Annotated in this window: 24 protein-coding genes; 9 read left to right on the forward strand and 15 right to left on the reverse strand. The window is 71.4% G+C overall.

Annotated features, from left to right (window positions below):
- Position 1: 1 nt before the first annotated feature.
- From AB0M02_RS34125 to AB0M02_RS34145, 5 genes are read right to left on the reverse strand one after another with little or no spacing between them, the layout of a single operon-like run.
- Positions 2-400: a hypothetical protein gene (locus AB0M02_RS34125; protein ID WP_364234542.1), complete on the reverse strand. Its 399-nt coding sequence runs from the start codon at positions 398-400 to the stop codon at positions 2-4.
- A complete protein-coding gene (locus AB0M02_RS34130) occupies positions 397-1,620 on the reverse strand; it encodes a molybdopterin-dependent oxidoreductase (protein WP_364234544.1) in 1,224 nt (407 codons plus the stop codon). The genes AB0M02_RS34125 and AB0M02_RS34130 overlap by 4 nt, the downstream gene beginning before the upstream one ends.
- Positions 1,617-2,291, reverse strand: coding sequence for a class I SAM-dependent methyltransferase (locus AB0M02_RS34135; protein WP_364234546.1), 675 nt, complete (start codon positions 2,289-2,291; stop codon positions 1,617-1,619). Before AB0M02_RS34135 ends, AB0M02_RS34130 begins: the two co-directional genes overlap by 4 nt.
- Positions 2,288-2,941 (reverse strand): DUF2064 domain-containing protein, encoded by a 654-nt coding sequence (locus tag AB0M02_RS34140; RefSeq protein ID WP_364234548.1) that lies wholly within the window; start codon positions 2,939-2,941, stop codon positions 2,288-2,290. The genes AB0M02_RS34135 and AB0M02_RS34140 overlap by 4 nt, the downstream gene beginning before the upstream one ends.
- On the reverse strand, positions 2,938-3,597 hold the full coding sequence (locus AB0M02_RS34145; protein ID WP_364234551.1) for a glycosyltransferase family 2 protein: 660 nt from the start codon (positions 3,595-3,597) through the stop codon (positions 2,938-2,940). Before AB0M02_RS34145 ends, AB0M02_RS34140 begins: the two co-directional genes overlap by 4 nt.
- A 132-nt stretch (positions 3,598-3,729) precedes the next feature.
- Here AB0M02_RS34145 and AB0M02_RS34150 point away from each other — a divergent pair, with 132 nt between their 5' ends.
- The 3 genes from AB0M02_RS34150 (at position 3,730) to AB0M02_RS34160 (ending at position 6,802) form a co-directional block, all read left to right on the forward strand.
- Positions 3,730-4,767: an NAD-dependent epimerase/dehydratase family protein gene (locus tag AB0M02_RS34150; RefSeq protein ID WP_364234552.1), complete on the forward strand. Its 1,038-nt coding sequence runs from the start codon at positions 3,730-3,732 to the stop codon at positions 4,765-4,767.
- Positions 4,768-4,936: 169 nt separating this feature from the next.
- Positions 4,937-6,193: a hypothetical protein gene (locus AB0M02_RS34155; protein ID WP_364234869.1), complete on the forward strand. Its 1,257-nt coding sequence runs from the start codon at positions 4,937-4,939 to the stop codon at positions 6,191-6,193.
- Between the two features lie 69 nt (positions 6,194-6,262).
- Entirely contained in the window at positions 6,263-6,802 is a 540-nt protein-coding gene (locus tag AB0M02_RS34160; protein WP_364234554.1) for a DM13 domain-containing protein, read from the forward strand.
- Here the strand turns inward: AB0M02_RS34160 and AB0M02_RS34165 are convergent.
- The 3 genes from AB0M02_RS34165 to AB0M02_RS34175 form a co-directional block, all read right to left on the reverse strand.
- Positions 6,795-8,225 (reverse strand): RICIN domain-containing protein, encoded by a 1,431-nt coding sequence (locus AB0M02_RS34165; RefSeq protein ID WP_364234556.1) that lies wholly within the window; start codon positions 8,223-8,225, stop codon positions 6,795-6,797. The two genes, AB0M02_RS34160 and AB0M02_RS34165, sit on opposite strands and share 8 nt — an antisense overlap.
- A gap of 14 nt (positions 8,226-8,239) precedes the next feature.
- On the reverse strand, positions 8,240-9,655 hold the full coding sequence (locus AB0M02_RS34170) for a pectinesterase family protein (RefSeq protein ID WP_364234559.1): 1,416 nt from the start codon (positions 9,653-9,655) through the stop codon (positions 8,240-8,242).
- Between the two features lie 88 nt (positions 9,656-9,743).
- The gene (locus AB0M02_RS34175) at positions 9,744-11,648 is read right to left on the reverse strand and encodes a sigma-70 family RNA polymerase sigma factor (RefSeq protein ID WP_364234561.1); all 1,905 of its coding nucleotides are present in this window, start codon (positions 11,646-11,648) and stop codon (positions 9,744-9,746) included.
- Positions 11,649-11,743: 95 nt separating this feature from the next.
- Between AB0M02_RS34175 and AB0M02_RS34180 the strand changes: the two genes are divergently transcribed.
- On the forward strand, positions 11,744-12,196 hold the full coding sequence (locus tag AB0M02_RS34180) for a cupin domain-containing protein (protein ID WP_364234563.1): 453 nt from the start codon (positions 11,744-11,746) through the stop codon (positions 12,194-12,196).
- A gap of 44 nt (positions 12,197-12,240) precedes the next feature.
- Here the strand turns inward: AB0M02_RS34180 and AB0M02_RS34185 are convergent, their stop codons facing one another.
- The 3 genes from AB0M02_RS34185 to AB0M02_RS34195 form a co-directional block, all read right to left on the reverse strand.
- A complete protein-coding gene (locus AB0M02_RS34185) occupies positions 12,241-12,861 on the reverse strand; it encodes a TetR/AcrR family transcriptional regulator (RefSeq protein WP_364234564.1) in 621 nt (206 codons plus the stop codon).
- A 72-nt stretch (positions 12,862-12,933) separates the two neighbouring features.
- Entirely contained in the window at positions 12,934-13,542 is a 609-nt protein-coding gene (locus AB0M02_RS34190; protein WP_364234566.1) for a hypothetical protein, read from the reverse strand.
- A 142-nt stretch (positions 13,543-13,684) separates the two neighbouring features.
- Positions 13,685-14,653, reverse strand: coding sequence for an RNA polymerase subunit sigma-70 (locus AB0M02_RS34195; RefSeq protein ID WP_364234568.1), 969 nt, complete (start codon positions 14,651-14,653; stop codon positions 13,685-13,687).
- A 98-nt stretch (positions 14,654-14,751) separates the two neighbouring features.
- On the opposite strand from AB0M02_RS34195, the gene AB0M02_RS34200 reads away from it, so the two are divergent.
- Together AB0M02_RS34200 and AB0M02_RS34205 are read left to right on the forward strand one after the other, a co-directional pair.
- The gene (locus AB0M02_RS34200; protein WP_364234570.1) at positions 14,752-15,762 is read left to right on the forward strand and encodes a DUF2461 family protein; all 1,011 of its coding nucleotides are present in this window, start codon (positions 14,752-14,754) and stop codon (positions 15,760-15,762) included.
- A 23-nt stretch (positions 15,763-15,785) separates the two neighbouring features.
- Entirely contained in the window at positions 15,786-16,235 is a 450-nt protein-coding gene (locus AB0M02_RS34205) for an SRPBCC family protein (RefSeq protein WP_364234573.1), read from the forward strand.
- Here the strand turns inward: AB0M02_RS34205 and AB0M02_RS34210 are convergent.
- Genes AB0M02_RS34210 through AB0M02_RS34225 form a run of 4 tightly spaced genes read right to left on the reverse strand, consistent with a single transcriptional unit; the run spans position 16,226 to position 17,890 of the window.
- Positions 16,226-16,807, reverse strand: coding sequence for a peroxidase-related enzyme (locus tag AB0M02_RS34210; RefSeq protein WP_364234576.1), 582 nt, complete (start codon positions 16,805-16,807; stop codon positions 16,226-16,228). The genes AB0M02_RS34205 and AB0M02_RS34210 overlap by 10 nt on opposite strands.
- The gene (locus AB0M02_RS34215; RefSeq protein ID WP_364234579.1) at positions 16,807-17,103 is read right to left on the reverse strand and encodes a hypothetical protein; all 297 of its coding nucleotides are present in this window, start codon (positions 17,101-17,103) and stop codon (positions 16,807-16,809) included. Before AB0M02_RS34215 ends, AB0M02_RS34210 begins: the two co-directional genes overlap by 1 nt.
- A complete protein-coding gene (locus AB0M02_RS34220; RefSeq protein WP_364234580.1) occupies positions 17,103-17,570 on the reverse strand; it encodes an SRPBCC family protein in 468 nt (155 codons plus the stop codon). The genes AB0M02_RS34215 and AB0M02_RS34220 overlap by 1 nt, the downstream gene beginning before the upstream one ends.
- On the reverse strand, positions 17,567-17,890 hold the full coding sequence (locus AB0M02_RS34225) for a metalloregulator ArsR/SmtB family transcription factor (RefSeq protein ID WP_364234582.1): 324 nt from the start codon (positions 17,888-17,890) through the stop codon (positions 17,567-17,569). The genes AB0M02_RS34220 and AB0M02_RS34225 overlap by 4 nt, the downstream gene beginning before the upstream one ends.
- 293 nt (positions 17,891-18,183) lie before the next feature.
- Here AB0M02_RS34225 and AB0M02_RS34230 point away from each other — a divergent pair, with 293 nt between their 5' ends.
- From AB0M02_RS34230 to AB0M02_RS34240, 3 genes are read left to right on the forward strand one after another with little or no spacing between them, the layout of a single operon-like run.
- The gene (locus AB0M02_RS34230; RefSeq protein ID WP_364234584.1) at positions 18,184-20,304 is read left to right on the forward strand and encodes an ATP-binding protein; all 2,121 of its coding nucleotides are present in this window, start codon (positions 18,184-18,186) and stop codon (positions 20,302-20,304) included.
- Positions 20,305-20,310: 6 nt separating this feature from the next.
- Positions 20,311-21,135 (forward strand): Pvc16 family protein, encoded by an 825-nt coding sequence (locus AB0M02_RS34235; protein WP_364234585.1) that lies wholly within the window; start codon positions 20,311-20,313, stop codon positions 21,133-21,135.
- A gap of 31 nt (positions 21,136-21,166) precedes the next feature.
- Positions 21,167-22,306 carry a phage tail sheath subtilisin-like domain-containing protein gene (locus AB0M02_RS34240; protein ID WP_364234588.1) on the forward strand — a complete coding sequence of 380 codons (1,140 nt, stop codon included), beginning with the start codon at positions 21,167-21,169 and terminating at the stop codon, positions 22,304-22,306.
- Positions 22,307-22,332 lie beyond the last annotated feature (26 nt).

Raw genomic sequence — 22,332 nt, forward strand, 5'->3', positions numbered from 1 at the left:
GCTACTTCCGCGGACGCCCGCGCGACCTTTCGAATCCCTTACGGATCAGTGCGGCGGTCACGCCGGTCAGGACCACAATCAAGATCAAGCCCATCGTGTACGGGCGGGGCAGCACAGTCGGATTACCGGCGTCGCGGCCGAGGCCGAGCACGAGCGGCAGCGCCACGACGAGGACCGTCACGTCGATGATCGCTACCAGTCGCACGGTGGCCTGCCACGCCGGCGGCACGGTACGGCGGATCAGTTCACCCGTGGCAAGCACCACGGGCAGGAACACGAAGTCGTGCACCACCAGCACGGCAAGCCCGAACAGCAACATCCCCGCGGGGTCCGCCCCCAGCGCGCCGATCACCGCGTACCCCATGATCAGCGTGCCCGAAACGATCAGCCCGCGCCTCACCGGGTGCTCCGAAGGGTGATCCGGCTGACCCATTTCGTCTGCATCACGCCGGGCCGGTTGGGTGCGATCAGCCGGGCCGGATAGCCGTGGTCGAGTGCCAGCGGCTCCCCACCGAGACCGGTGGCGATCAGCGTGTCGCCCGCGGCCAGATGCGACGAGGCAACCACCGACGTCCGATATCGGCCCCCGGCCTGAAGGGACTCCACCACGGCCTCGCACCGGGTCGGATCCGCCCCGACCAGAGCCGCGAGGTCACGCAGCCGCACACCCGACCAGGTGCCGACCGCACTCCACCCCTCGACACACGCGATCGGCAGGACCGCGGTGTGCTGCGGCATCGACGCGAGGTCATCCGTGCTGAGGGCGACGGTATGCCCGAATCCGGTCACGACGAGCCGGTATCCCGGCGAGGTGGCGGTGTCCCGGACCCCCGCCGCCGCGGCGGTCCGGTTGACCGGCAGACCTTGCGGCCCGTCGCCGGGACGGCGAGGCCCCAGCACCGAAACAGCGGCAAACGGGCGAAATGTCTGCCCGACCGTGGCCACCGTGATCACCCCGGCGGCGGCTGCGACACCGGTCAGCACCTGCCGGCGCCCCACGTCGCCAGCGGCCGGGTGGCGGTCCGTGTTGCCGGCGGCCGGGTGGCGCAGGGCCTCGCGCACGACGGGCAGTTTGACGCCGACGTGTGTCAGGAGCGCGCCGACGGCCAGCCAGGCGGCCCAGTAGTGGCCCGTGGTGAAGAAGAACGGCATCGGGGCGTACCAGTGAGCGATGTTCAGCAGCCCGCTGACCACCTGGAACAGGGACGCCGCGACCAGAACCGCGATCGACAGCCGCTCGGCGGCGTGCCCGGCACCGCGCAGCGGCGGCCAGGTGAACAGGCGCGGGTAGACCGACCAGAGTTTCGCGCCGAGCAGCGGGACGGTGGCCAGGCCCGTTGCCACGTGCAGACCCTGGGTGAACCGATAGAGCCCAGCGGGCCGGGCCGGCCACACGAACCAGCCCGGCGGGTGCTGAATCAGGTGGCTGAGCACCCCGGTGACCATGCAGACCGCGAAGGCGGCCCCGAGCGCGACACCGAGCAGGCTCGTCAGCCGTACCGACCGCAGCGGCGACGGGAACGCTCCCGCGCGCAACGGCCCGGCCCGCAGCCGTTCCGGCGGCGAGAACAGCCAGGTTCGCAGCCGGCTCAGGTTCTTACGGCTGATCGGCTGGGTCACGCGGGGGCGAGGGTGGTGAACCATCGGCCGGCCTCCGTCCAGGAAGCGCGCGGGCGCAGACCCGCGGCGCGGGCGAGGGGTGCGAGTTCGCCGGCGGCCACCTGTGCCCAGCGCAGCGGGGCACCCGGGGCGCTGTGGTCGTCGTGCAGGGTGGCGCCGCCCGACCAGGTGCCGCTGCCCGGCGGCTCCAGCTCGGTGTGCAGGCGGCCGTGCGGCGCGAGCAGTTCCCGGCATCGGCGCAGCAGGGCGATCGGGTCGCCGCCGATGCCGATGTTGCCGTCGGCGAGCAGCAGATGCTCCCAGCGGCCCTGACCGGGCAACGGCGCGAACACGTCGCGGCGCAGGGCCGGGGCACCACGGGCCCGGGCCAGGCCGACGGCGATCCGGCTGACGTCGACGCCGAGCACGGGCCGGCCGCGGGCCAGCAGCGCACGTGTCAGCCGGCCGGGCCCGCAGCCGACGTCGAGCGTCGCGCCGGTGCACCGGTCGAGCAACCCGTCGTCACCGTCGCGGTGCGGGCGGCACCAACCGGCCGCGTCCACACGGTGCTCCCGTCCCCCGGGAGCCCGCAGCACAAGCCGTGCGTCCTCACCGGTGACCGCCCGCGACAGCGCCCGGTCATAGACATCAAGCGCGGCCCGCTCCTCGGGACAGACAACCGTGGCCGTCATCGCGCCCTCCCCACGGAGACGTCAGGGACAGGCAGATGACCGGCGACAGCAACGGGGAAGCGGGCGCCGGGTGGGCACATTGCGGCGATCGCGAGCGCGTCGGCGGCGGTGTCGCAGTCACGCAGGGGCGGGAGGAGCGCCGGTTCGGTGCCGAGGGTGCGCAGGGCGGCGACGGTGAGCGCACCGGTCGCCGTGGTCGACATCGGCACCGCGGCCAGAACGGCGGCCTGGGACGGTTCGGTCAGGCCCAGCGCCCACCAGCCGCCGTCGGCGGCCGGGCCCAGCACTGTTCCGAACTCCCGCAGCGCGAGGGCGGCGTGGGTCAGTGCTTCGGCGGTCACCTGCGGGGTGTCCATGCCGATCAGCAGGGACGGCACGCCCGGCAAAGCGGTGTCGGCGTATGCGTTGGCCAGCCGCTCACCCAGCCCCGCACCCCGCTGCGGCACGCACGACCAGCCGGGCGGCACCGGATGGTCCCCGTCCAGCACCAGCGTGCGCCGCACGGCCGGAACGGCGCCTGCGGTGTCCAGGGTGTCGGCGAGCGCGGCCGCCGCGATCGCCGCCGCCTGCTCCGGCGTGCACGGTGGGCACAACCGGGTCTTGACCCGGCCCGGCACCGGCGCCTTCGCCATCACCAAGAGCTGGATCATCGGGTGAGCACCGCCTGCATGTCGTGGATGGCGCGCAGGGTGCCGCGCACCGTGCCGGTCACCTTGGAGCGCGTGCCGGCTGCCCGCGGGCCGTAAGCGACATCCACCTCGCGCACCCGCCAGCCGGCCCGGGCGGCGCCCAGCAGCAGCTCCAGGGGATAGCCGAAGCGACGATCCCGCAGGTCCAGGGCCAGCAGGGCGTCGCGGCGGGCGGCGCGCATCGGGGCGATGTCGTGTACCGGCAGGCCGGTGTCCTGGCGGAGCCGGCGGGCCAGGACGGCGTTGCCGAGGCGTGCGTGCAGTGGCCAGGCGCGTGCGGTCGTGGGGCGGCGGCGGCCGCAGACCAGGTCCGCGTCGCCGGCGATCACCGGGTCGGCGACTCGGGGAAGCTGAGCCGGGTCGAACGAGCCGTCGGCGTCCAGGACGCAGACGACGCCGTTGCGGGGGTCGGCGGCGAGGACGCCCGCGTGGACGGCGGCTCCGTAGCCGGGCTGTGGCACGTTGATCACTCGTACGCCCAAGTCGTGAGCCAACTCGGCGGAACCGTCGGTCGAGCCGTTGTCGGCGAGGATCGGGCGGTAGCCGGGCGGCATCCGTGACAGCAGCCACGGCAGCGCGGCGGCCTCATTCAGGCAGGGCAACACCACATCGGTCATGGCCGGGACGTTAGACCTGGTCAGCGGCTCGAAATCTTACAGAACGCGGACGTCGGCGACAGTCCTTACGAACCGCTGACGGATCGCCGCGAACCGCTGCCGAGGTGCCGTGACGGGTTTACGGTCGCCGTCGTGACGCACATCCTCGTGACCGGTGGAGCCGGTTTCATCGGTTCGCACGTGACCGCCGCGCTGCTCGCCGCGGGCCATGACGTGTCCGTTCTGGACTGTTCCCATCCGGCCGCCCACCGCGAGCCCCCGCAGGTTCCGGACGGCGTGCGGCTGCACCACGCCGACGTGCGCGACCGGGAAGCCGTCCGCCTCGCGCTGCACGGCGTCGAGGCGGTCGTGCACCAGGCCGCGCTGGTCGGGCTCGGCGCCGGGCCGGACGACCTTCCCGAGTACGTCGGTTGCAACGACCTGGGCACCGCGGTCCTGCTCGCCGCCATGTCGGAGGCATCCGTCACGCGGCTGGTGCTGGCGAGCTCAATGGTGGTGTACGGGGAGGGTTCCTACCACTGCGAGAAACACGGACCGGTTCGTCCCGCGCCCCGAGAGCCCGCAGATCTGGCGGACGGCCGATTCGACCCGGTCTGCGGGGATTGTGGAGGCACGCTCAACGCCGGCCTCGTGGAGGAGGATGCGCCACTCGACCCGCGCAGCGTCTATGCGGCCACCAAGGTCGCCCAGGAGCATCTCGCTGCGGTGTGGGCACGCGAGTGCGGCGGCGCGGTGGCGGCTCTGCGCTATCACAACGTCTACGGGCCGGGGATGCCGAGGGACACGCCTTACAGCGGCGTCGCGGCGATCTTCCGGTCGGCCTTGGAGAGCCGAAGAGCGCCACAAGTGTACGAGGACGGACTCCAGCGCCGGGACTTCGTGCACGTCAGCGACGTCGCGGCGGCGAACGTGGCGGCGCTGTCGGCCGGGCCGGGGTTCCGCGCGTTCAACATCGCCTCGGGCCATCCGATCAGCGTGGGCGACATGGCCGAGGCGCTGGCGGACGCGTTCGGTGGACCGCGGCCGGTCGTGACCGGCCGCTATCGACTCGGCGACGTCCGGCACGTGGTCGCCTCACCCGCCCGCGCCACCGCCGAACTCGGCTTCCGGGCTTCGGTGACTCCGGCCGCCGGGCTGAAGGAAATCGCGTGCGCACCCTTGCGCGGCTGAGGACCGAGCTCGCAAGCGCCACCACGCGGCCGAGGGACGGGGGTCGCATGCCCGCCACCACGCGGCTGAGGACGGGGGTCGCATGCCCGCCACCACGCGGCTGAGGAACGCGGTGCGGTCGTGGTCGTCGGCCGTGGCTGACCGATGGACCCTGGCCGTGACGTTCGCGCTGCTGGCCGGCGCGGCGCTCGCCGGTGCCGCCCTCGGCTGGGCGGGACGGCCGGTGCACGCGTCCGCGGCGCCGCTGTTCGGGCATGTGCTGCCGCACGCCGGCCCCGGCACTCCGCTGGCCGTGGCCGTCGCCGCGGCGGTGATCGGCTGGGGCCCGCGGCTGGCGGACCGGCTCCCGTGGCGACCACTGCTGGCCGCCGCCTGGGTCGCCTCGGTGGCGTGGACGTTCGCGCTCGCGCTAGTGGACGGCTGGCATCGCGGTGTGACCGGGCGGCTCACCACGCGCTTCGAATACCTCGCCGAGGTGCCCGGCGTCACCGACGTGCCCGCCATGCTGCGCGGGTTCACCGCCCGCATCCTTGACGGCTCCGCGGACTCGTGGACCACCCACGTGGCCGGCCACCCGCCCGGAGCCCTGCTGGTGTTCGTCGGCCTCGACCGTCTCGGGTTGTCCGGCGGCGCCTGGGCGGCGGCGGCCTGCGTGCTCGCCGGCTGCGCGGCCACCGTGGCGGTCGCGGTCACCGTGCGGGCGCTCGGCGACGAGAACGCGGCGCGGGTGGCACTGCCGTTCCTGGTGCTGTTCCCCGGTGCCGTGTGGGTGGGTGTCTCCGCCGACGGACTGTTCACCGGCCTGGCCGCGATGGCGATCGCACTGCTGGCGGTGGGCCTGTCCCGGCCGTCCCGGTGGTTGGTCGCCGCCGGTGGAGCGGGCTTGGCGGCCTGTGCGTACCTCTCCTACGGCCTGGTCCTGCTCGCCCTGCCCGTGCTCGCGGTGATCGCGGTGCGGCGGGCCCGCTTCCGCCTGCTGGGCTGGGCAATCCTGGGTGCCGCCCTGGTGGTGGCCGCGATGACAGGGCTCGGTTTCCACTGGTGGGAGGGCTATCACCTGGTCCAGGAGCGCTACTACCAGGGCTTGGCGAGCCGGCGACCGTACGCGTACTGGATCTGGGCGAACCTCGCCGCACTGACCCTGTCCGCCGGACCGGCCGCCGTCGTCGTCCTGCGCCGCGCCGCGAAACGGGCCTGGACCACCCACATGCCCGCGGCGCTGCTCGTTGTCGCCGCCGCCGCCGCAATCGTCGCGGCCGACCTGTCCGGGCTCAGCAAGGCCGAGGTGGAACGCATCTGGCTGCCGTTCGCGGTCTGGCTCCCGGCCGCCGCCGCGCTGTTGCCGGAACCGGACCGCCGCGGCTGGTTGTGCCTGCAGGCCGCCTGCGCACTTGCGGTCAACCACCTGGTCCTGACGGCGTGGTGAGCGGGCGTAAGGGGATTGTAAGCCGCCGTGGGCTGGTGATCATCGGGCCCGGGCCGGTTGACTCATACCGTGATTTCCCGACTTCTCGCGAAACCTCTCACCTGGGTGATCGTCGCTGTCCTCGGGGTCGGCGGCGCGGGTGCGCTCTACTGGTTCGAGCCGTGGCGGCTGTTCACCGACACGACGGTGAGCGACACGCTGACCGTCGTGCCGTCCGCGACGACGACACCGTCCGCAGCCCCCGCGGCCCAGCCGGTCGTGATCGCCGAGGGCTCCTTCGTCACGCATGAGCACGACACCAGCGGCACCGCCCGGATGGTGCGCAACCCGGACGGCAGCCACCAGCTGGAACTGGTCGGGCTGGACACCAGCGACGGCCCGGACCTGCGGGTCTGGCTCTCCGACCAGCAGGTCCGCACCGGGGTCGCCGGCTGGCGTGTCTTCGACGACGGGAAGTACGCCGAACTGGGTGAGCTCAAGGGCAACCACGGCGACCAGGTGTACCGCCTCGCCGCCGATGTCGAGCCGGGTGCGTTCCGCAGCGTCAGCATCTGGTGCAAGCGGTTCGCCGTCTCGTTCGGAGCCGCTGAGCTCACCGCCGTCACATGACGATGTCGGCCTGCGGACCGGAGGAGGCTCTGACCAGGCTGGGCACGTTGGCCGTCGGGTCGAGGGTGTACGCGTAGAAGCTGCCCGGCGTGAACGCCGAGCCCGACGTCTCCCTGCGCCCGGTCGAGTTGACCACCGTGCTGCCGCTCTGCCGCAGCTGGGCGCCGGTCGCCGTGTCCGGGTAGTACGGGTTGTTGACCTTGTCGAAGTAGCTGTTCTCGATCACCATCTTGGTCGCGCCGCGGGCGTAGTTGCCGTACGACGCGACGTTGTTGAGGTAGTTGTTGTAGAGGTGGACGTACTGCAGGTTGTCCGCGCTCGGGTTGCGCTGGTTGGAGTTGTAGATCCAGTTGTGGTGGATCGTCATCCGCGCCGTCACGTTGGTCGTCCAGCCGATGCCGAACGTCTTGTTGTGATCACCCATCCGGTTCCACGACACGGTGATGTTCGTGGAGTCCTTGCGGCTGTCGATGTAGCCGTCGTTGGTGTTGGTGAACGTGTTGTGGTCGATCCAGACGTTCGAGGCGGTGTCCATCTGGATGCCGTCGTAGTCGAAGTCCTTGTCGTCCGGGTCGTCGGAGGCCATCGCGGTGTCACCGATGGTCAGGTTCCGGATGATCACGTTCTGCACGCCGGTGCCGAGGAAGAACCCGCCGTTCCTGATCCGGCCGCCGGTGCCGAGCCCGACGATCGTCTTGTTCGACTTGACCGGGATCTCGTGGCCGTACGGCGTGACCGTGATGGTGCCGGACACCCGGATGATGTGGGCCGTGGACGCCGTCGCGTACCTCACCAGGTCGGCGAAGTTGGTCACGGTGACCGCGGTGCCGCCCGCTCCGCCGGTGGTGCCCTGCGCGAAGCCGTCCGCGGTGTTCGACCATTTCCCGGGCGCGGCGCTGACGGCGTTGAAGGACCACTGCATCCGGGAGATGTCCGAGCAGGTTTCCTGGACGATCGGATTGTTGCCCGCCGTCGAGCCGTCCTTGTTGCTGACGCAGAGCCCGTTCGCCGCGCTCTTGATCGAGTACTTGCCCGCGGCGGCGGTCGAGGCGGCGAAGGCCCACGTCTGGTTGGTGCTCGCGCCGCATGTCCACTGCCACAGCTGGATGCCGCCGGCCGCGCTTGAGTTCGGCACGTCGGCGCACTTGCCGCTGGCCACGTTCACCAGGCCGAACGCGCCGTTCTGGGCGACCACCCGGAACTGCTGAGCGGTGCTGGCCGCGTTGCACGCCACCTGGGTCAGCAGCCCGCCGTTGGCACTGTCGGGGGTCTGGACGCACTTGCCGCTCGCGCCGGACGCGATGGTGTAGACACCACCGGCCACCGGGGCGACAGCCGCCTCCGACGGCAGCATCGTGACGGCGACCGTGACGGGTACGGCGACGGCCAGGACCGCCACGCCGATGAGCTTCCTCTTGATCATGATCGTCATCCCTCTCAACCGACCGGGTTCCAGCCGTCGGAACCGGCCAGATACTTCTGCGGGGTGTAGTTCGCCGCCTGCGAGTCGGACATCTGCGGCCGGTTGCTGTTCGTCCCCGCACCCGCGCCGGTGTTCCGATATTCCGTAAAGCGAGCATTTTTCCAAATATTTGTGGACATGTCGGTCCAGGGCTGGGACGTGCGGATCGTGTTCGACAGGCTGGACTCGCGGAAGAGCACCTGCGCGCCCTGCCGCCACGGCCGGCCCAGCGTCGTGTTGTTCGTCCCGGTGCCGGTGACCGTGCACCTGTAGAACAGGAAGCCGTACGTCTTCTCCGCCGGAGTGCTCGCCGCGGTCAGCGGGCCGCCGGTCGAGCGCTTCTCGTGGATGCGGCTGTTGCTGAACACCGCGACGCCCGCGCCGAAGATGAAGTCGACGGTGCCCTCGACGTACGAGTTCGTGAAGTACGTCCGGGCGTTGTTGTCGACCAGGAACGTGTCCTGGTCGCCGAGCAGCCGCACGTTGTCGAACCGGGCCCGGTCCGAGTCCAGGTACAGAGCAAGCGCCTGGTCACCGGTCTCGTACGTGTTCTCGTCGTAGTCGTTGGTGATCGTCAGGTTCGTGACTGTCAGGTCCTTGCCGTACGCCTGCACCGTCCCGCTGCCGCCGAGCCCGAAGTGGCCGGAGTCGCGGTTGTTCACGATCGTCGTCTGCGCGTTCGACGTGCCGAGACCCTGCAACGTGATGAACGGCTTGTTCGCCGGGATCGTGACGATCTCCCGGTACGTGCCCGGCTTGATCGAGATGACCTTGCGGCCGGTGTTGTTCGCCGGCACCGCGTTGACCGCCGCCTGCACGGTCGTGTACTGGCCGGTGCCGTCCTTGGCGACCACGAGATCACCGGTGACAGGACCGCCGCTGACCTGGTTGAAGGACCACTGCATGCGGGCGATGTCGGAGCACGCCTCCTGCACGATCGGGTTGTTACCGGCGGTCGAGCCGTCCTTGTTGCTGATACAGAGCCCGTTCGCCGCACTCTTGATCAGATACTTGCCGGACGCCGCCGCCGACGCCGTCAGCGACCACGTCTGGTTCGCGCTGGCGCCGCACGTCCACTGCCACAGCTGGATGCCGGCCGTCGTGTCCGAGTACGGCACGTCGACGCACCTGCCGCTCGCGCTGTTGGTGAAGCCGAAGCCGCCGTTCTGCGCCACGGCCTGGAACGAGTTGGCCGCGCTGCACGTCACCTGTGTCAGCAGTCCGCCGTTCGCGGTGCCGGCGGCCTGGACGCACTTGCCGCTGGAGCCCGACGCGAGCGTGTAGACACCACCGCTGACCGGGGCGACAGCGGCCTCCGACGGCAGTGCGAACGCGACGACGAGCCCGGCTGGCAGGGCGAGAGCGAATACCCAGGGCAGGGTCTGTCTCATGGGGGAGTCTCCTCGGGGATGATGGATTAACCGGTTCACTGATAGGTGCGGCCACCGGTGGCGGGATTACGAAAAGATTCAGAAATGTCTATGACACACGCATCGTGGCGCCGAGCCCGCTGCGGCTGACCAGGAACGACGTCTGCGGCAGCGAGCCGTCCGGGCGGCGTGGTCCCTCGGCCCCGGCCGGATCGGTGGACCGGAAGATCGCGGCCTCACCGCGGTGCCAGGCGTTGCCCGCGGCGTCGGCCTCTCCGGCGAGATCAGCCGGGGTACGGTCACCCGCCGCGACGTTGCCCCGCAGGTGCGCCGAGCCCGACGGCATCGAGAACCCCGCACCACGGTTACGCCACGCGGTGTTGCCGGTGAGCCGTATCGCCGCGGTGTTCTCGTCGTCGGAGAACCCGTGCAGTTCGTTCTCCCAGGCGGCGTTGTTGCGGACGACGTGCGCGGCCCGGGGCGCCGGATCACCCCCACCGAGCGCGAAGCCGCAGACGCCGTTGCCGAACGACCAGTTGGAGTCGACCGTCACCGGGCTCGCGAAATCCCCCAGGTCGAACCCGTTGTCACCGTTGCCGAAGGCCCGGTTGCCGCGCACCACGTTGCCCGCTCCGGTACCGAATTTCACGGTCAGCCCGGTGCCGCGATTCGCGAAGAAGTCGCTGTCCAGCACCTGGTTGCCCACCGTGCCCGGATCGCGCAGCGTCAGGCCGCCGCGCACGTTCCCGTAGAGGGCCAGCCGATCGAAAACGGTCCCGGTGCAGGAGATGCAAACGTACGCGTGGCTCAGCGAGCCGGTCACCGCCAGCCCGCGCACGGTCCAGAAGTCGGCCTCGTGGGTCACCGCCCACTTGTCGTCCGGCAGCGCGGACGCGTCCAGCACCGGGCGCTCGTCCCGGAATCCGGTCAGCGTGATCCGGTTGCGGGCGTCGCCGCTGGTGGTGATGACGATCGGGTCGGTGAGGCGATAGGTCCCGCCGCGCAGCGCGATCGTCTGCCCCGGCCGGACCACGCCGACCGCGCGGGCCAGGGTGAACGGCCGCGCCAGGGTGCCGTCACCCGCGCTCGTGCCGTCCGGTGCCGCCACGACGGTGCTGGTCGGGCTGGGCTGCGGGGTTCCGGCGGGTGTGCTCGTCGCGTACCCGAATGCGCCGCCGGCGATCAACAACGTGGCCATGGTCGCGGCAATCAGCTTGACCGGCAGCAGGCTCGCGGAAGACGTCGCGCCGATGCCGTGGACCAGGCCGGCCAGCGCGATCGGCACCGGGACAAGACCCAGGAGCAGCTGTTCCGGTGAGATCAGACCACTACGGTACGCGGAGCAGCGCGCACAACCGCGGGTGTGCCGGGCCAGCCGCTTGCGCCACCGCGAATCCGCTCTGCCGTCCCAGGTCGCGACCGCGCTGGCCAATTCCGGACACGTCCCCGCGTGCAGCGCGCGAACCACCACCCGGGCCGCCTCGAGCTGATCACGCATCCGCTTGACCCGAACCGCCGCGTGCTTCCCGCTCACGCCCAGCGCGCCGGCCAGCTGCGCCCGGGTGATCTGACCGGACGCCTCCTGCCACCACAGCGCCAGCAGCAACCGGTCGCCGTCGTCGAGCCACCGGGCCGCCTCGGCCACCTCCCGGCGCTGACCGGTGAGCAGGAACTCGGCGACCGTCCGGGAGGCGAAGTCACCGGCAGGGTCGGGCACGTCGGCGTCGAGGTCCCGGCGGTGCCCCAGGAACCGCCGGCGGGCCCGCAGATGCAGCCGCACCTGCCGCTGCGCAATCGCCAGCAGCCAGGCGCGGAACCGCTCGGGGTCGCGCAGGGCGGGCAGGCCCCGCACCATGTGGACGAACGTCTCCTGGACGACGTCGTCGACGTCGGCGTGACCGTTCAGCGCACGGCCGACCACGTTGTAGACGAGAGCCAGATGCTCGGCGGCCAGCCGCTCGGTGGCGGCACGGTCACCGCGCTGGGCCGCCAGGACGAGCTCGGTGACGGACATACCTGTTGGTGCCGCGAACCGGGCCGCGACAACGGAAACCCGCGGAGTTCGTTTTTCGGTTGACAGTGCGTCCGGTGAAATTTGAGACTGGCCCTATGGCGAGCCTGGGTGTGATCACCGTCGACTTCAAGGTGTGGGGCGCCGACACCGGCGGCGCGCTGGCGATCGTCGAGCACGAGTTCCCGCCGGGCGCCCTGGTGCCGCCACACATCCACACGCGCGAGGATGAGTATTCGATAGTCACCGGCGGCACGATCGGCTTCCGCTCCGGTGACCGGGAGGCCGTCCTGAGCACGGGCGGTTGCATCGCCAAGCCGCGCGGCGAGGCGCACGCCATGTGGAACGCCGGACCCGAGCCCGCCCGCATGATCGAGGTGATCAGCCCGGCCGGCTTCGAGCTGTTCTTCCGGGCCGTCGCTGACATGATCGAGGCCGGCGATCCCGACCCGGAGCGCGGCGCCGCCCTCGCCGCCGAGCACGGTCTCTCCTTCGTCGACACGCCCTGGCTGGCCGACGTCGTCCGCCGCTTCGGCCTCAACGGGTCCTGAGTTCGCTCGCCCCGCGCTCAGCGCGTGTGAAGTTCGGCCCGCGCTCAGCGCGTGTGGAGTACGGCCCGCTCGGCCGTCGTCACCAGCGTCTCGATCGCCTCGTCGACGGTTCGGCCGCGGCCGGTGATCAGCAGGTCGAGGCTCTCGAAGCTGGTCAGCACCCACAGCGCGTCGGCGGCCTGCCCGGCGGTGAGGTCCTCGCGCAGCAGGCCCTCGGCCTCCAGGCGCGCGGCGAGGCTCTCCACGCCCGCCCGCCGGTCCCGCTCCATGTGCCGCACGGCCCCGCCGGCCGACTCCGGGCCGAGGCGGTCCATGGCGTGCAGCACGCGATAGATCGCGAGGTCACGCGCCTTCATCCGGCTCGCGGCGGCGATGCCCTCGCGGAGGTGCTCCCGGGCGCCGCCCGACGCCACAGCGCGGCTGAGCTCGCTGAGTCCCGTCCGCTCCCACAGGTCGATCACGAACGCGTCGAACAGCCCGGCCCGTGAACCGAAGCCGGCGTAGACGGTCGACCGCGACACCCGCGCCAGCCGCGCCACCTGCTCCAGGCTCGGCTGCTCGGCCGGGCCCTCCCGCAGCCGCTGCCCGACCGCCGCGAGGATCCGCCGCCTCGTCCGCTCGGCGGTCTCCGCGCGCAGAACCTGCTCGTACCTGCGCGCCGCCAACCGGCCACCTCCCCGTGGTCGTCATTTCGACGCACACATCGTATGCCGAAATGACGACCAGGAGCCGGCGCGCTACTGCAGGACCAGCGTCATCCTGTTGCCCGGGCCGGACAGCAGCAGGGTGAGCAGCGGCGTCAGCAGGCCGCAGCCCTTGAACGCCGGAATCGTGTACGTGCCCTCCATGGTGATCGGCTTGAACAACTCCACCGGGGTGGTGTTGTTCAACGTCAGCGTCGACGGCCGCACAGTCCGGCAGCCCGGCTTGACCAGGTTGATCTTCGGCGCGGCGTCCGTGTGCGCGTCGACGATCTGCAGCGTGAACGTCGTCGTGGTCGACAACTTGGACGCGCCGAGGTCGATCGTGCCGGTCAGCCCGCCCACCGGCACGATCTTCACCGTCGACGTGACGCCGATCAGCTTGGCCAGCTTCAGCTTCGCGGTGAGATCGGCCAGATTCGCACTGCCGGTGACCGTGTTGGTGTCCAGGTCGATCTGGGTCTGCACGGACGACGCCGGCACGCTGACGTCGACGTTCGGCTTCGCCAGATGAGTGGTGCCCGTGACGTTGTTGAAATTGATCGCAATGGGCGCGGCCTGCGCCGGCCCGGCAACCGTGACAGCCGCCGCGGCCCCGAGAACAGCCGTAGCGCCGAGCATGATGGTGCGTCGAAGGTAACCCACGGTTCCTCCACAGGGGATGTCCGAAATGGTCCGCGAACCGCATGCGGGCCTGAGGTTACCCGGAAGTAGCTTCCAGGGGAAGTCCTGTTGTCGCTGCTCAATCCACCCCTGATCGCGACAGTCATCGATGTCCAGCGGGCGCTCACCTGCCGCCTCGGACTCGGGCCGTCGGCAGGCCGAAGACGGGGAACAAGCCGGGCCCGGGGAACCCGGTGATCGCCGCGATCCCCTCGGTGTCCAGGGTGAGAACCATGATCCCGTAGCCGTGACAGTCGAGCCCGGCACTGTCGCCCGGGAGGTAGGCGGCGAGCGCGACCTGGCCGTTGGCGCGGGTCTCGACGAGGTCGACGAGGTCGAGCCGGCCGCCGGCGGGCACGGTGGCGAAGAACCGGGCGACCGCGTCGCGGCCGGTGATCCGGATGCGCTCGGGCGGCATCGTCAGGATGACGTCCTCGCGAAGCAGCCGCGCGAGCGCGTCGACGTCGCAGTCCGCCCAGGCCCGGAGGAACGCCGTGACCAGGTGGCGCTCCCGCTCGCCGGCCGGCCGCGTCACCGGTGTGACGTCCGTGCTCGCGGCGAGCGTGGCGCGGGCGCGCTGCAGGGCGCTGTTGACGGCCGCGGCGCTGGTGCCGAGCAGGCCCGCGACCTCCGCGGCGGGCCAGGCCAGCACGTCGCGCAGGATGAGCACCGCCCGCTGGGTCGCCGGGAGCAGTTGCAGGGCGGCGATGAAGGCGAGCGCGACGGACTCGCGCCGGTCCACAAGGTCGGCGGGATCATCGAGGCGGTCGAGGAGCACGTCCGGGCACGGCTCCAGCCAGGTGACGTCCAGGCTGTCGGTGACCGGGGTCCGCCGGCGCCGTTCGATCGCCTTCAGGCAGGTGGTCGTGGTGATCCGGAACAGCCAGTGCCGTAACGGCGCGCGGCCCTCGTAACCGGCAAGGCCCTGCCACGCCCGCAGCAGCGTCTCCTGCACCGCGTCCTCGGCGTCGTGGTGCGACCCGAGCATCCGGTAACTGTGCAGGTGCAGGGCGGGCAGATGCGGATCCACCAGCGCGCGGAACGCCGTGCTGTCGCCCCGCAGCGCCGCCTCCATCACCGGGTCCGTGCTCACCGGATCACGGTAGCGCCCGGGTGTGACAGGACCGATGAATCGGCGGCGCCACCGGGATCAGTCAGGACGAGGGCGACGACAACGATGGAGGTGCCCCGATGCCGGAGTCCGGCGAGAAACTGTTCTGGGAACTGGTCGAGCCGATGTACGCCGACCCGTCGGTGCGGCGGTCGACGATGATGGGTCTGCCGTGCGTACGCCGCGACGGCAGTTTCTTCGCCTCGCTGGAGCATCGCAGCGGCGCGCTCCTGGTCAAGCTGCCGCGCCACCGGGTCGAGCAGTTGCTCGCTGACGGGCATGGGGAGCCGTTCGCGCCGGCCGGACGGGTTTTCCGGGAGTGGGTGGCCCTGCCCGATCCGGACCGGGACCGGTGGGCGGCGTTGCTGAGCGAGGCCCTCGACCACGCGGCCGGCGATGTTCCCGAGCGTTTCCCCGGGTTCGGAGCCGCCGGGCTGGCGTTCCTGGCCGGCCTGGAGCGGGACAACAGCAAGGCGTTCTTCGACGCGGGCCGCGAGGTCTACCGCCGGGAGCTGGCGGAGCCCGCCGAGGCGTACGTGACCGAGCTGGGAGCCCGGCTGCGGGAGCGGGTGCCCGGCCTGCGCGCGGAGCCGCGCATCGGCGGAAGCCTCTTCCGGATCGCCAACGACCTGCGGTTCGCGCCGGACAGGCCGCCCTACCGGCCGCACCTGGACTTCGCGTTCTGGCAGGGACCCCACGGCCCGCGAACGGATCCGGCGCTGCTGGTGCGCATCACGCCGGCCGAGGTGCATCTCGGTTGTGGCGTGATGCCGCGCACCGGCGCCGCCCTGGAGAGCTACCGGGACCGGTTGCGCGACGAGCACGCCATGGCCGCGCTCGACCGGCACGTCACGGCACTGACCAGCGGCGGGGCGGAACTGAGCGAACCGACGCGGCGCCGCCTGCCCGCCGGGTTCGGCCCGGACGGGCCCGCGGCACGCTTCGCCGTCCGCGACGGACTCCACGTCATGCGCCGCCACCCGCATCCGGGCGAGATCACATCGCCCGCTCTGACCGGCTGGTGCGCGCGGCGGCTCGACCCGTTCCTGCCACTGCTGGGTTGGCTCACCTGGCCGGTGGCCGAGGACTAGCGTCGGTGGTGAGGGAGGGCGAGATGGCTGTCGACGTACTGACCGAGATTGTGATCGCACGCCCGGTTGACGAGGTCGCCGCGTACGCCGCCGACCCGGCGAACGCCCCGCACTGGTACCGGAACATCAGTTCGGCGCGGTGGGTGACCGACCCGCCGTTGCGCCTCGGCAGCCGGATCGCCTTCGAGGCGCGGTTCCTCGGCCGCGTCCTCGCCTACACCTACGAGATCGTCGAGCACGAACCCGGCCGCAGGCTGGTGATGCGCACGGCACAGGGCCCGTTCCCGATGGAGACCACCTACACGTGGGAGCCGGTCGGCAGCGGTGGCACGCGGATGACGTTGCGCAATCGTGGCGAGCCGGCCGGCTTCGCACGGTTCACCGCCCCGATGATGGCGGCGTCGATGCGCCGGGCCAACAGTGCCGACCTGGCCCGCCTCAAGACCGTCCTGGACGGGCGCGGTCAGCCGTAGCCGCGCTTGAGCAGGAACCTCGCGCCCGCGGCGAAGCCGTCCTCGTCGAGGACCTCGAAGTCGAACGCGTCGGCGAGGCGGTTGGTGATGTTGAAGGCGGTGGCGACCGCGAGCGCGTCCTCGATCTGCTGGCGTGTGACGCCCGCGGCCAGGACAGCGCGCATGTCGTCGGCGCTGACCGTGCCGTCGCGGGTCAGCTTCGTGAGCAGGCGCAGGGTCGCCCTCAACTCGGGAGCGACCGGTGCCGTGTCCACATCGGCGAGCACCGCTCGGACGAGGTCGCGGTCGGCGTACGCTTGCGCGGCTGTTGCGGTGTGCGCGCCGACGCAGAAGGTGCAGGCGTTGGCCTGGGACACGACCGCCGCCATCAGCTCACGGTCGCCCACCGACCACGGCGACGGGCCGCGCATCGCCAGCTGGGTGAAGCGCTTGGCCGGATCGCCGTAGAAGCCGGGCCGGTAGAAGACGAGCTTCGCGGCGTCCGGCAGAGGCCGGCCGGTGAACAGCCGGATCATCCTGAACAGCACCTTGGTCATCGGCTGGTAGCCGCTGTTGAGCACCTCGGGCCGCATCAGCCGGCCGCCGCTTCGTCGAGGGCGGCGAGCGCCGACTCGTACATCTGGGTGGCTTCCCCGACCGCGGCCGCGACCACCATCTCGAAGATCTCGTCCCCGGTGTAGCCGGCCACGTCGAGGTCGGCGTCGGTGATCCGGGTGGGTTCGGTGGCGACCTTGCCGATCAGCGGCTGCAGCGCCGCGTCGACGCCGGCGTTGGCGAAGGCCTGGGCTCGCTGCCGCGGGTCCGTCTCGCCCGGGCCGTGCAGAACCCGATCCATGAGTACGCGATGCGCCGCGCGCACGTCCTCCATCAGCGCTCCTCACCGAACAGTGCGGCGTACCGGTCGAGGTAGAGCGGCCACCCCTCGTCGTTCCCGATCCCGTCGCGAACCGACTCCCAGCCCGTGCCATGCCGGTCCAGGTGCCGGTGTTCGAGCTGGACCAGAGTGCGATCAGCGGCCTCGGCGGTGAACGTGACCTCGACCTCGCTGGTGAACTCCGGGTCCGCCTCCACCTGCCAGGTGGGCCCGATGTCCCAGCTGAACACGACGCGGTGCGGCGGGTCGTAGGCGAGGATCCGCGCCCACCGGCACTCGCTGCCGTCCGTCCCACGGTCGTAGATGTTGCCGCCGACCTTGGGCTCGAACACCGTCTCCGCGATCGGGACGCCGAGCAGGTTGTGCTCAGGTGGTTTGAAGTCGCCGAACCGGTCGGTGAACACCGTGAACGCCCGTTCGATCGGCGCCCGGACGACGATCTGACGGCGAACCACTGTCATGAGTCCTCCTCGTCCCGCTGCTCCGCGACGTCCTGGTAGCCCTCCAGTGCCCGGCTCCAGAACGTCTCCAACTGGTCCCGCAGTGCGGCCATGCCGACCGGGTTGAGCCGGTAGACCCGCCGCGTGCCCACCGCCTGGTCGGTGACGAGACCCGCGCCCTTGAGCACCTTGAGATGCTGCGACACCGCCGGGCGGCTGATCGGTAGCTCGGCCGCCAGTTCACCCACCGCACGCGGCCGGTCCGCCAGGCACTGCACGATGGCGAGCCGGCTGGGGTCGCCCAGCGCCTCCCAGCCCTCCGAGGCTCGGTAAGTGGCCACGAACGGAAAGCTACGACTTACCGAGCCGTCGCGCAAGGGCGGCCGTGCGCCCAGGCATCGATAGGTGGCTCTCGGAAAGCCGGGAAGGCGGTTTGCGATATGCATTGTCGACGCCATTATCATGCGCTTAATCAGCTGGTCCCGTTTCTGTCGGCAACCTGCCTGACAAATGCATTCCAGCAGGTGAATGACTGTCGCCAATGTGATTCTTGACACCCGCACGGGTTTGTCCCTAGCGTTGTCCGCGAACATCTTTCGTCACTTTCCTCGGTCGTTTGCGGGAGGGGGAAGTTATGTCGCTCAATGCCATTTCCCTCGCCGAGAACCCGCCGGCCGTCGCCGACTGGCGCCTCGCCTTCCGCCGGCTGGACGCGTTGCTCGCCGGTGCTGTGGCCGGTGCCCGGCAGCGGTACGGCGCCGACGCCGGTCACGACTCGTTCCGTGGGCTCTACATCACCGAGGCGGACGCGCTCGCGGCGCTGCACGACGCCGTCGCCGAGCCGCTGCGCGGTGTCCGCGACGTCGATCCCGGCTGGGCCGAGATCGTCGCCTATCACCGCGGCTGGGCCTGGGTCCGCGACACCGCCGGCCTGAGCGACGCCGAGCTCGACGCCGTCCTCGTCGCGCTCGGCCCCGAGGCCGACGTGCGATACGAGCGGCTGTACGGCTACCTCCAGGACGACGTCAGCCGGCGCCGCCCGACGGCCGGCCTCATCCTCGAGCTGATCAGCGAGTCGGCCGGCGACCGGATCCACCGCCGGGCACTGTTCGGACCGGACCGGCCGCTGCTGCGGCACCGGTTGCTGCGGCTGGTGGCCGAGGACCGGGTGCCGGCGCCGCCGCTGCTGTCGCATGTGGCCGTCCTGGACGAGCAGATCGCCGAGCTGCTGCTGGCGCCCGGCGGGTTCGACCGGCAGGTGGCCGCCTCCGGCGCACTGCACCGCCCAGCGCCGGGCGGTTGGGCCGCCACGACGTTGCCGCCGGACGTCCGGGCCACGGTGCTGGACGCCGCGCTCAAAGCGCGGGACGGCGATCCGCTGCGGGTGCACTTCCACGGCCCGGCCGGTTCGGGACGCGGTGCGGCCGCCGGGGCGCTCGCCGGTGAGCTGGGCGTTCCGCTGCTCCGGTTGGACACGGCCCGTCTGCCCGACACCGACGAGGAGGCCGCGGAAACAGTGTTCCGGGCGTTCCGGGAGGCGGCCCTGCACGGCGCGGTGATGTATGTGGACGGTCTGGCGGCGCTGCCACCGGGATCGCGCCGCCGGGCCGTGCTGGGTGAGCGCCTGGCCGAGCACACCGGGATCACGCTGCTGTCGGACACCGAGCCCTGGGCCGGTGCGGACGGTGCGTTTCCCGTCCTCGAGGTGTCCTTCGGGCACTCCGACCCGGCCGCCCGGCGGGCCGCCTGGGCGCGGAATCTTCGGCGTGCCCGTGCCGAATCGGCGGAGGACCTGGCCGCGACGCTGGCCGACCGGTTCACCTTCGGGCCCGCGCGGATCGCCGAGGCGGTGACCCGCGCGTCGGTGACCGCCGGGGGTGGCCGGGCGCCGACCGCGGCGCAGGTGTTCGCCGCCGCCCGCAGGCAGACCGGGCACCGCCTCGCCGCGCTCGCCCGCCGCATCGAGCCGGTGACCACCTGGGACGACATCGTCCTGCCGGACGAGACCACCGCGCAGCTCACCGACCTGTGCGCCCGGGTGCGGCTGCGGTCCACCGTGCTGTCCGAATGGGGGTTCGGCCGCAAGCTGCCCCGGGGCCGGGGCACCAGCGCTCTCTTCACCGGGCCGCCGGGCACCGGCAAGACCAGCGCCGCCGAGGTGATCGCCGGCGAGCTCGGCCTGGACCTGTACTCGGTCGACCTCGCCTCCGTGGTCAGCAAGTACATCGGCGAGACCGAGAAGAACCTGGAGCGGATCTTCGGCGCCGCGGCCGAGGCCGACGCCATCCTCATGTTCGACGAGGCCGACGCGCTGTTCGGCAAGCGGTCCGAGGTGCACGACGCCCACGACCGGTACGCGAACATCGAGACGTCCTACCTGCTGCAGCGGATGGAGCAGTACGACGGCATCGCGATCCTCGCCACGAACCTGCGGCAGAACCTCGACGAGGCGCTGACCCGGCGCCTGCAGTTCGTGGTGGACTTCCCGTTCCCCGACGACGCGCACCGCGCGGGCATCTGGCGGATCTGCTTCCCGGCCGGCGCGCCGCTCGCCGGTGACCTCGACTTCGGGGTGCTGGCCCGCGACTTCCGGCTCACCGGAGCGGAGATCAAGAACGCGGCGCTGCACGCGGCGTACCTGGCGGCGGACCGGGGCGAGCCGATCGGTGCCGAGGTGCTGCACCGGGCGATCCGCCGCGAGTTCCGGAAGATGGGCCGGGTGCCGCCCGAGCCGGTCCCGGACGGGGGGCGGTGAGCGCGGATGTTCGACGACCTCGACGCGACCGTCAAGGCACTGCTCGACGACGCGGCCGCGCCGCAGACGGTCCGGGACGCCGACGTCAGCTTCGACACGCCCGACCGGGACTTCAAACCGGCGCAGGCCACGCTGAACCTCTTCCTGCACGAGGTGGTCGAGAACCGCACGCTGCGGGAGGAGGGGCCGGTGACGATCCGGACGGAGAGCGGCTTCACGACCCGGATGCCGTACCTGCGGGTGGACTGCACGTACCTGGTGACCGCCTGGTCGAACCAGACCGGCGGGCTCAAGGCGGCGGCCGAGCACCGGCTGCTCGGGTCCACCCTGCAGTGGCTGGGCCGGTTCCCGGTCATCGGCGAGACGTTCCACCGGGGCGTGCTGCGGAACCCGCCGCAGCCGTACCCGCTGTCCACGGTGGTGGCGCAGACCCAGGAGGGCCGGTCCGCCGCCGAGTTCTGGAGCGCCCTCGGCGTGGCACCCCGTCCCGCGTTCCCGCTCACTGTGACCCTGACCGTCCAGCCGTACGACGAGGTCGAGCAGGCCGTGGCGCCGAAGGACTTCCGGGTCACCGCCACACCGCCGGAGCATCCCCAGCTGGCCGGGCGGGTGCTCGACCACACCCTCGCACCGGCATCCGGGACCACCGTCGTGGTGGTCGGCACCGGGAAGCAGGCCGTCACCACCGCGGACGGCGAGTTCGCGGTGCCGGGCCTGGAGTTCGGCAGCTACACCCTGCGGGTGCAGAAGCCCGGCAGCCCCGCCCAGGAGGTCGCGATGGAGTACGCGGCCACGCATCAGCGCCTCACGGTCGTCCTGCGGCAACCGTGACAAATGAGCTAGACGGAAGGCGGAACACGCGATGGTCGACTACGCGACCGCGGCACCCGGGGTCCATCTGGAAGAGTTCACACCCGCCGGCCCGATCAGCGGTGCCGGCACCAGCGTCGCCGCTCTGATCGGCGTCGTCACCACGGCGCCGCCCGCGGCCGAGCTCGGCAAGGCGGCCGGCTTCTCGAGCTGGAACGCCTATCGTGACAAGTTCGGCGGCTTCAAGGCCGGCCTCAACCTGCCGCTCGCCGTCCGCGGCTTCTTCGACAACGGCGGCACCTTCCTGTACGTCGTGCCGGTCAAGGACATGGGCGGGCTCGACGCCGCGCTCGCCGAGCTGACCCGCCGCCCCGAGGTGGGCCTGGTCTGCGTGCCCGGCCTGGTCGACGCGGCCGCGCAGACCAAGGTGATCAAACACTGCGAGGACCTGCACGACCGGTTCGCGATCCTCGACGGGGTGCAGGACAAGGATCCGCTCAAGGCCGACGGCCCGCTGCAGACCCAGCGCGGCGGCCTGCTGTCGCAGAACGGGTTCGCCGCCCTGTACTGGCCGTGGATCGTGATCCCCGACCCGCTGACCGCCGACGGCGCCACGATCGTGGCGCCGCCGTCCGGGCACATCGCCGGCGTGATGTCGCGCTGCGACAGCACCGTCGGCGTGCACAAGGCTCCGGCCAACGAGCAGGTCCGCGGCGCCGTGGGCGTGGAGATCACCCTCAACGACACCGAGCAGGGCCTGCTGAACAGCAAGAACATCAACGCTCTGCGGCAGTTCCCGGGCACTCCGCCGCTGGTATGGGGGGCGCGGACGCTGAGCCCGGTGGTGCCGTGGCGCTTCGTCAACGTCCGCAGGCTCGTCTCGTACGTTGAGGATTCGCTCGTCGAAGGGCTGCGCTGGGCGGTCTTCCAGCCCAACAACACCCGGCTGTGGAAAGGCCTCGATCGTTCGATCACCGAGTTCCTGACTCGGGTCTGGGAGTCGGGCGGGCTGTTCGGGCGCACCGCGAAGGAAGCGTTCTACGTGACCATCGACGAGTCGATCAACCCGGCGGCGGTCCGGGACCGTGGCGAGGTCTACATCGAGATCGGCCTGGCGGTCACCCGCCCCGCCGAGCACATCGTCCTGCGGCTCGGCCTGTGGGACGGCGGAGCAAGGGTCACCGAAGGCTGAGCCAACGCACATCACGACGTAGGGAG

Origin of the sequence: Actinoplanes sp. NPDC051861, from assembly GCF_040681145.1 — a bacterium.
GTDB lineage: Bacteria > Actinomycetota > Actinomycetes > Mycobacteriales > Micromonosporaceae > Actinoplanes.

Bases quoted from the DNA above. Each gene is read 5' to 3' on its own strand.
- AB0M02_RS34240 (WP_364234588.1), top strand. From the start codon at position 21,167: ATGGTCGACTACGCGACCGCGGCACCCGGGGTCCATCTGGAAGAGTTC.
- AB0M02_RS34230 (WP_364234584.1), top strand. From the start codon at position 18,184: ATGTCGCTCAATGCCATTTCCCTCGCCGAGAACCCGCCGGCCGTCGCC.
- AB0M02_RS34210 (WP_364234576.1), bottom strand. From the start codon at position 16,807: ATGCGGCCCGAGGTGCTCAACAGCGGCTACCAGCCGATGACCAAGGTG.
- AB0M02_RS34170 (WP_364234559.1), bottom strand. From the start codon at position 9,655: ATGAGACAGACCCTGCCCTGGGTATTCGCTCTCGCCCTGCCAGCCGGG.
- AB0M02_RS34205 (WP_364234573.1), top strand. From the start codon at position 15,786: ATGGCTGTCGACGTACTGACCGAGATTGTGATCGCACGCCCGGTTGAC.
- AB0M02_RS34215 (WP_364234579.1), bottom strand. From the start codon at position 17,103: ATGGAGGACGTGCGCGCGGCGCATCGCGTACTCATGGATCGGGTTCTG.
- AB0M02_RS34200 (WP_364234570.1), top strand. From the start codon at position 14,752: ATGCCGGAGTCCGGCGAGAAACTGTTCTGGGAACTGGTCGAGCCGATG.
- AB0M02_RS34175 (WP_364234561.1), bottom strand. From the start codon at position 11,648: ATGTCCGTCACCGAGCTCGTCCTGGCGGCCCAGCGCGGTGACCGTGCC.
- AB0M02_RS34220 (WP_364234580.1), bottom strand. From the start codon at position 17,570: ATGACAGTGGTTCGCCGTCAGATCGTCGTCCGGGCGCCGATCGAACGG.
- AB0M02_RS34145 (WP_364234551.1), bottom strand. From the start codon at position 3,597: ATGACCGATGTGGTGTTGCCCTGCCTGAATGAGGCCGCCGCGCTGCCG.
- AB0M02_RS34140 (WP_364234548.1), bottom strand. From the start codon at position 2,941: ATGATCCAGCTCTTGGTGATGGCGAAGGCGCCGGTGCCGGGCCGGGTC.
- AB0M02_RS34165 (WP_364234556.1), bottom strand. From the start codon at position 8,225: ATGATCAAGAGGAAGCTCATCGGCGTGGCGGTCCTGGCCGTCGCCGTA.
- AB0M02_RS34235 (WP_364234585.1), top strand. From the start codon at position 20,311: ATGTTCGACGACCTCGACGCGACCGTCAAGGCACTGCTCGACGACGCG.
- AB0M02_RS34135 (WP_364234546.1), bottom strand. From the start codon at position 2,291: ATGACGGCCACGGTTGTCTGTCCCGAGGAGCGGGCCGCGCTTGATGTC.
- AB0M02_RS34180 (WP_364234563.1), top strand. From the start codon at position 11,744: ATGGCGAGCCTGGGTGTGATCACCGTCGACTTCAAGGTGTGGGGCGCC.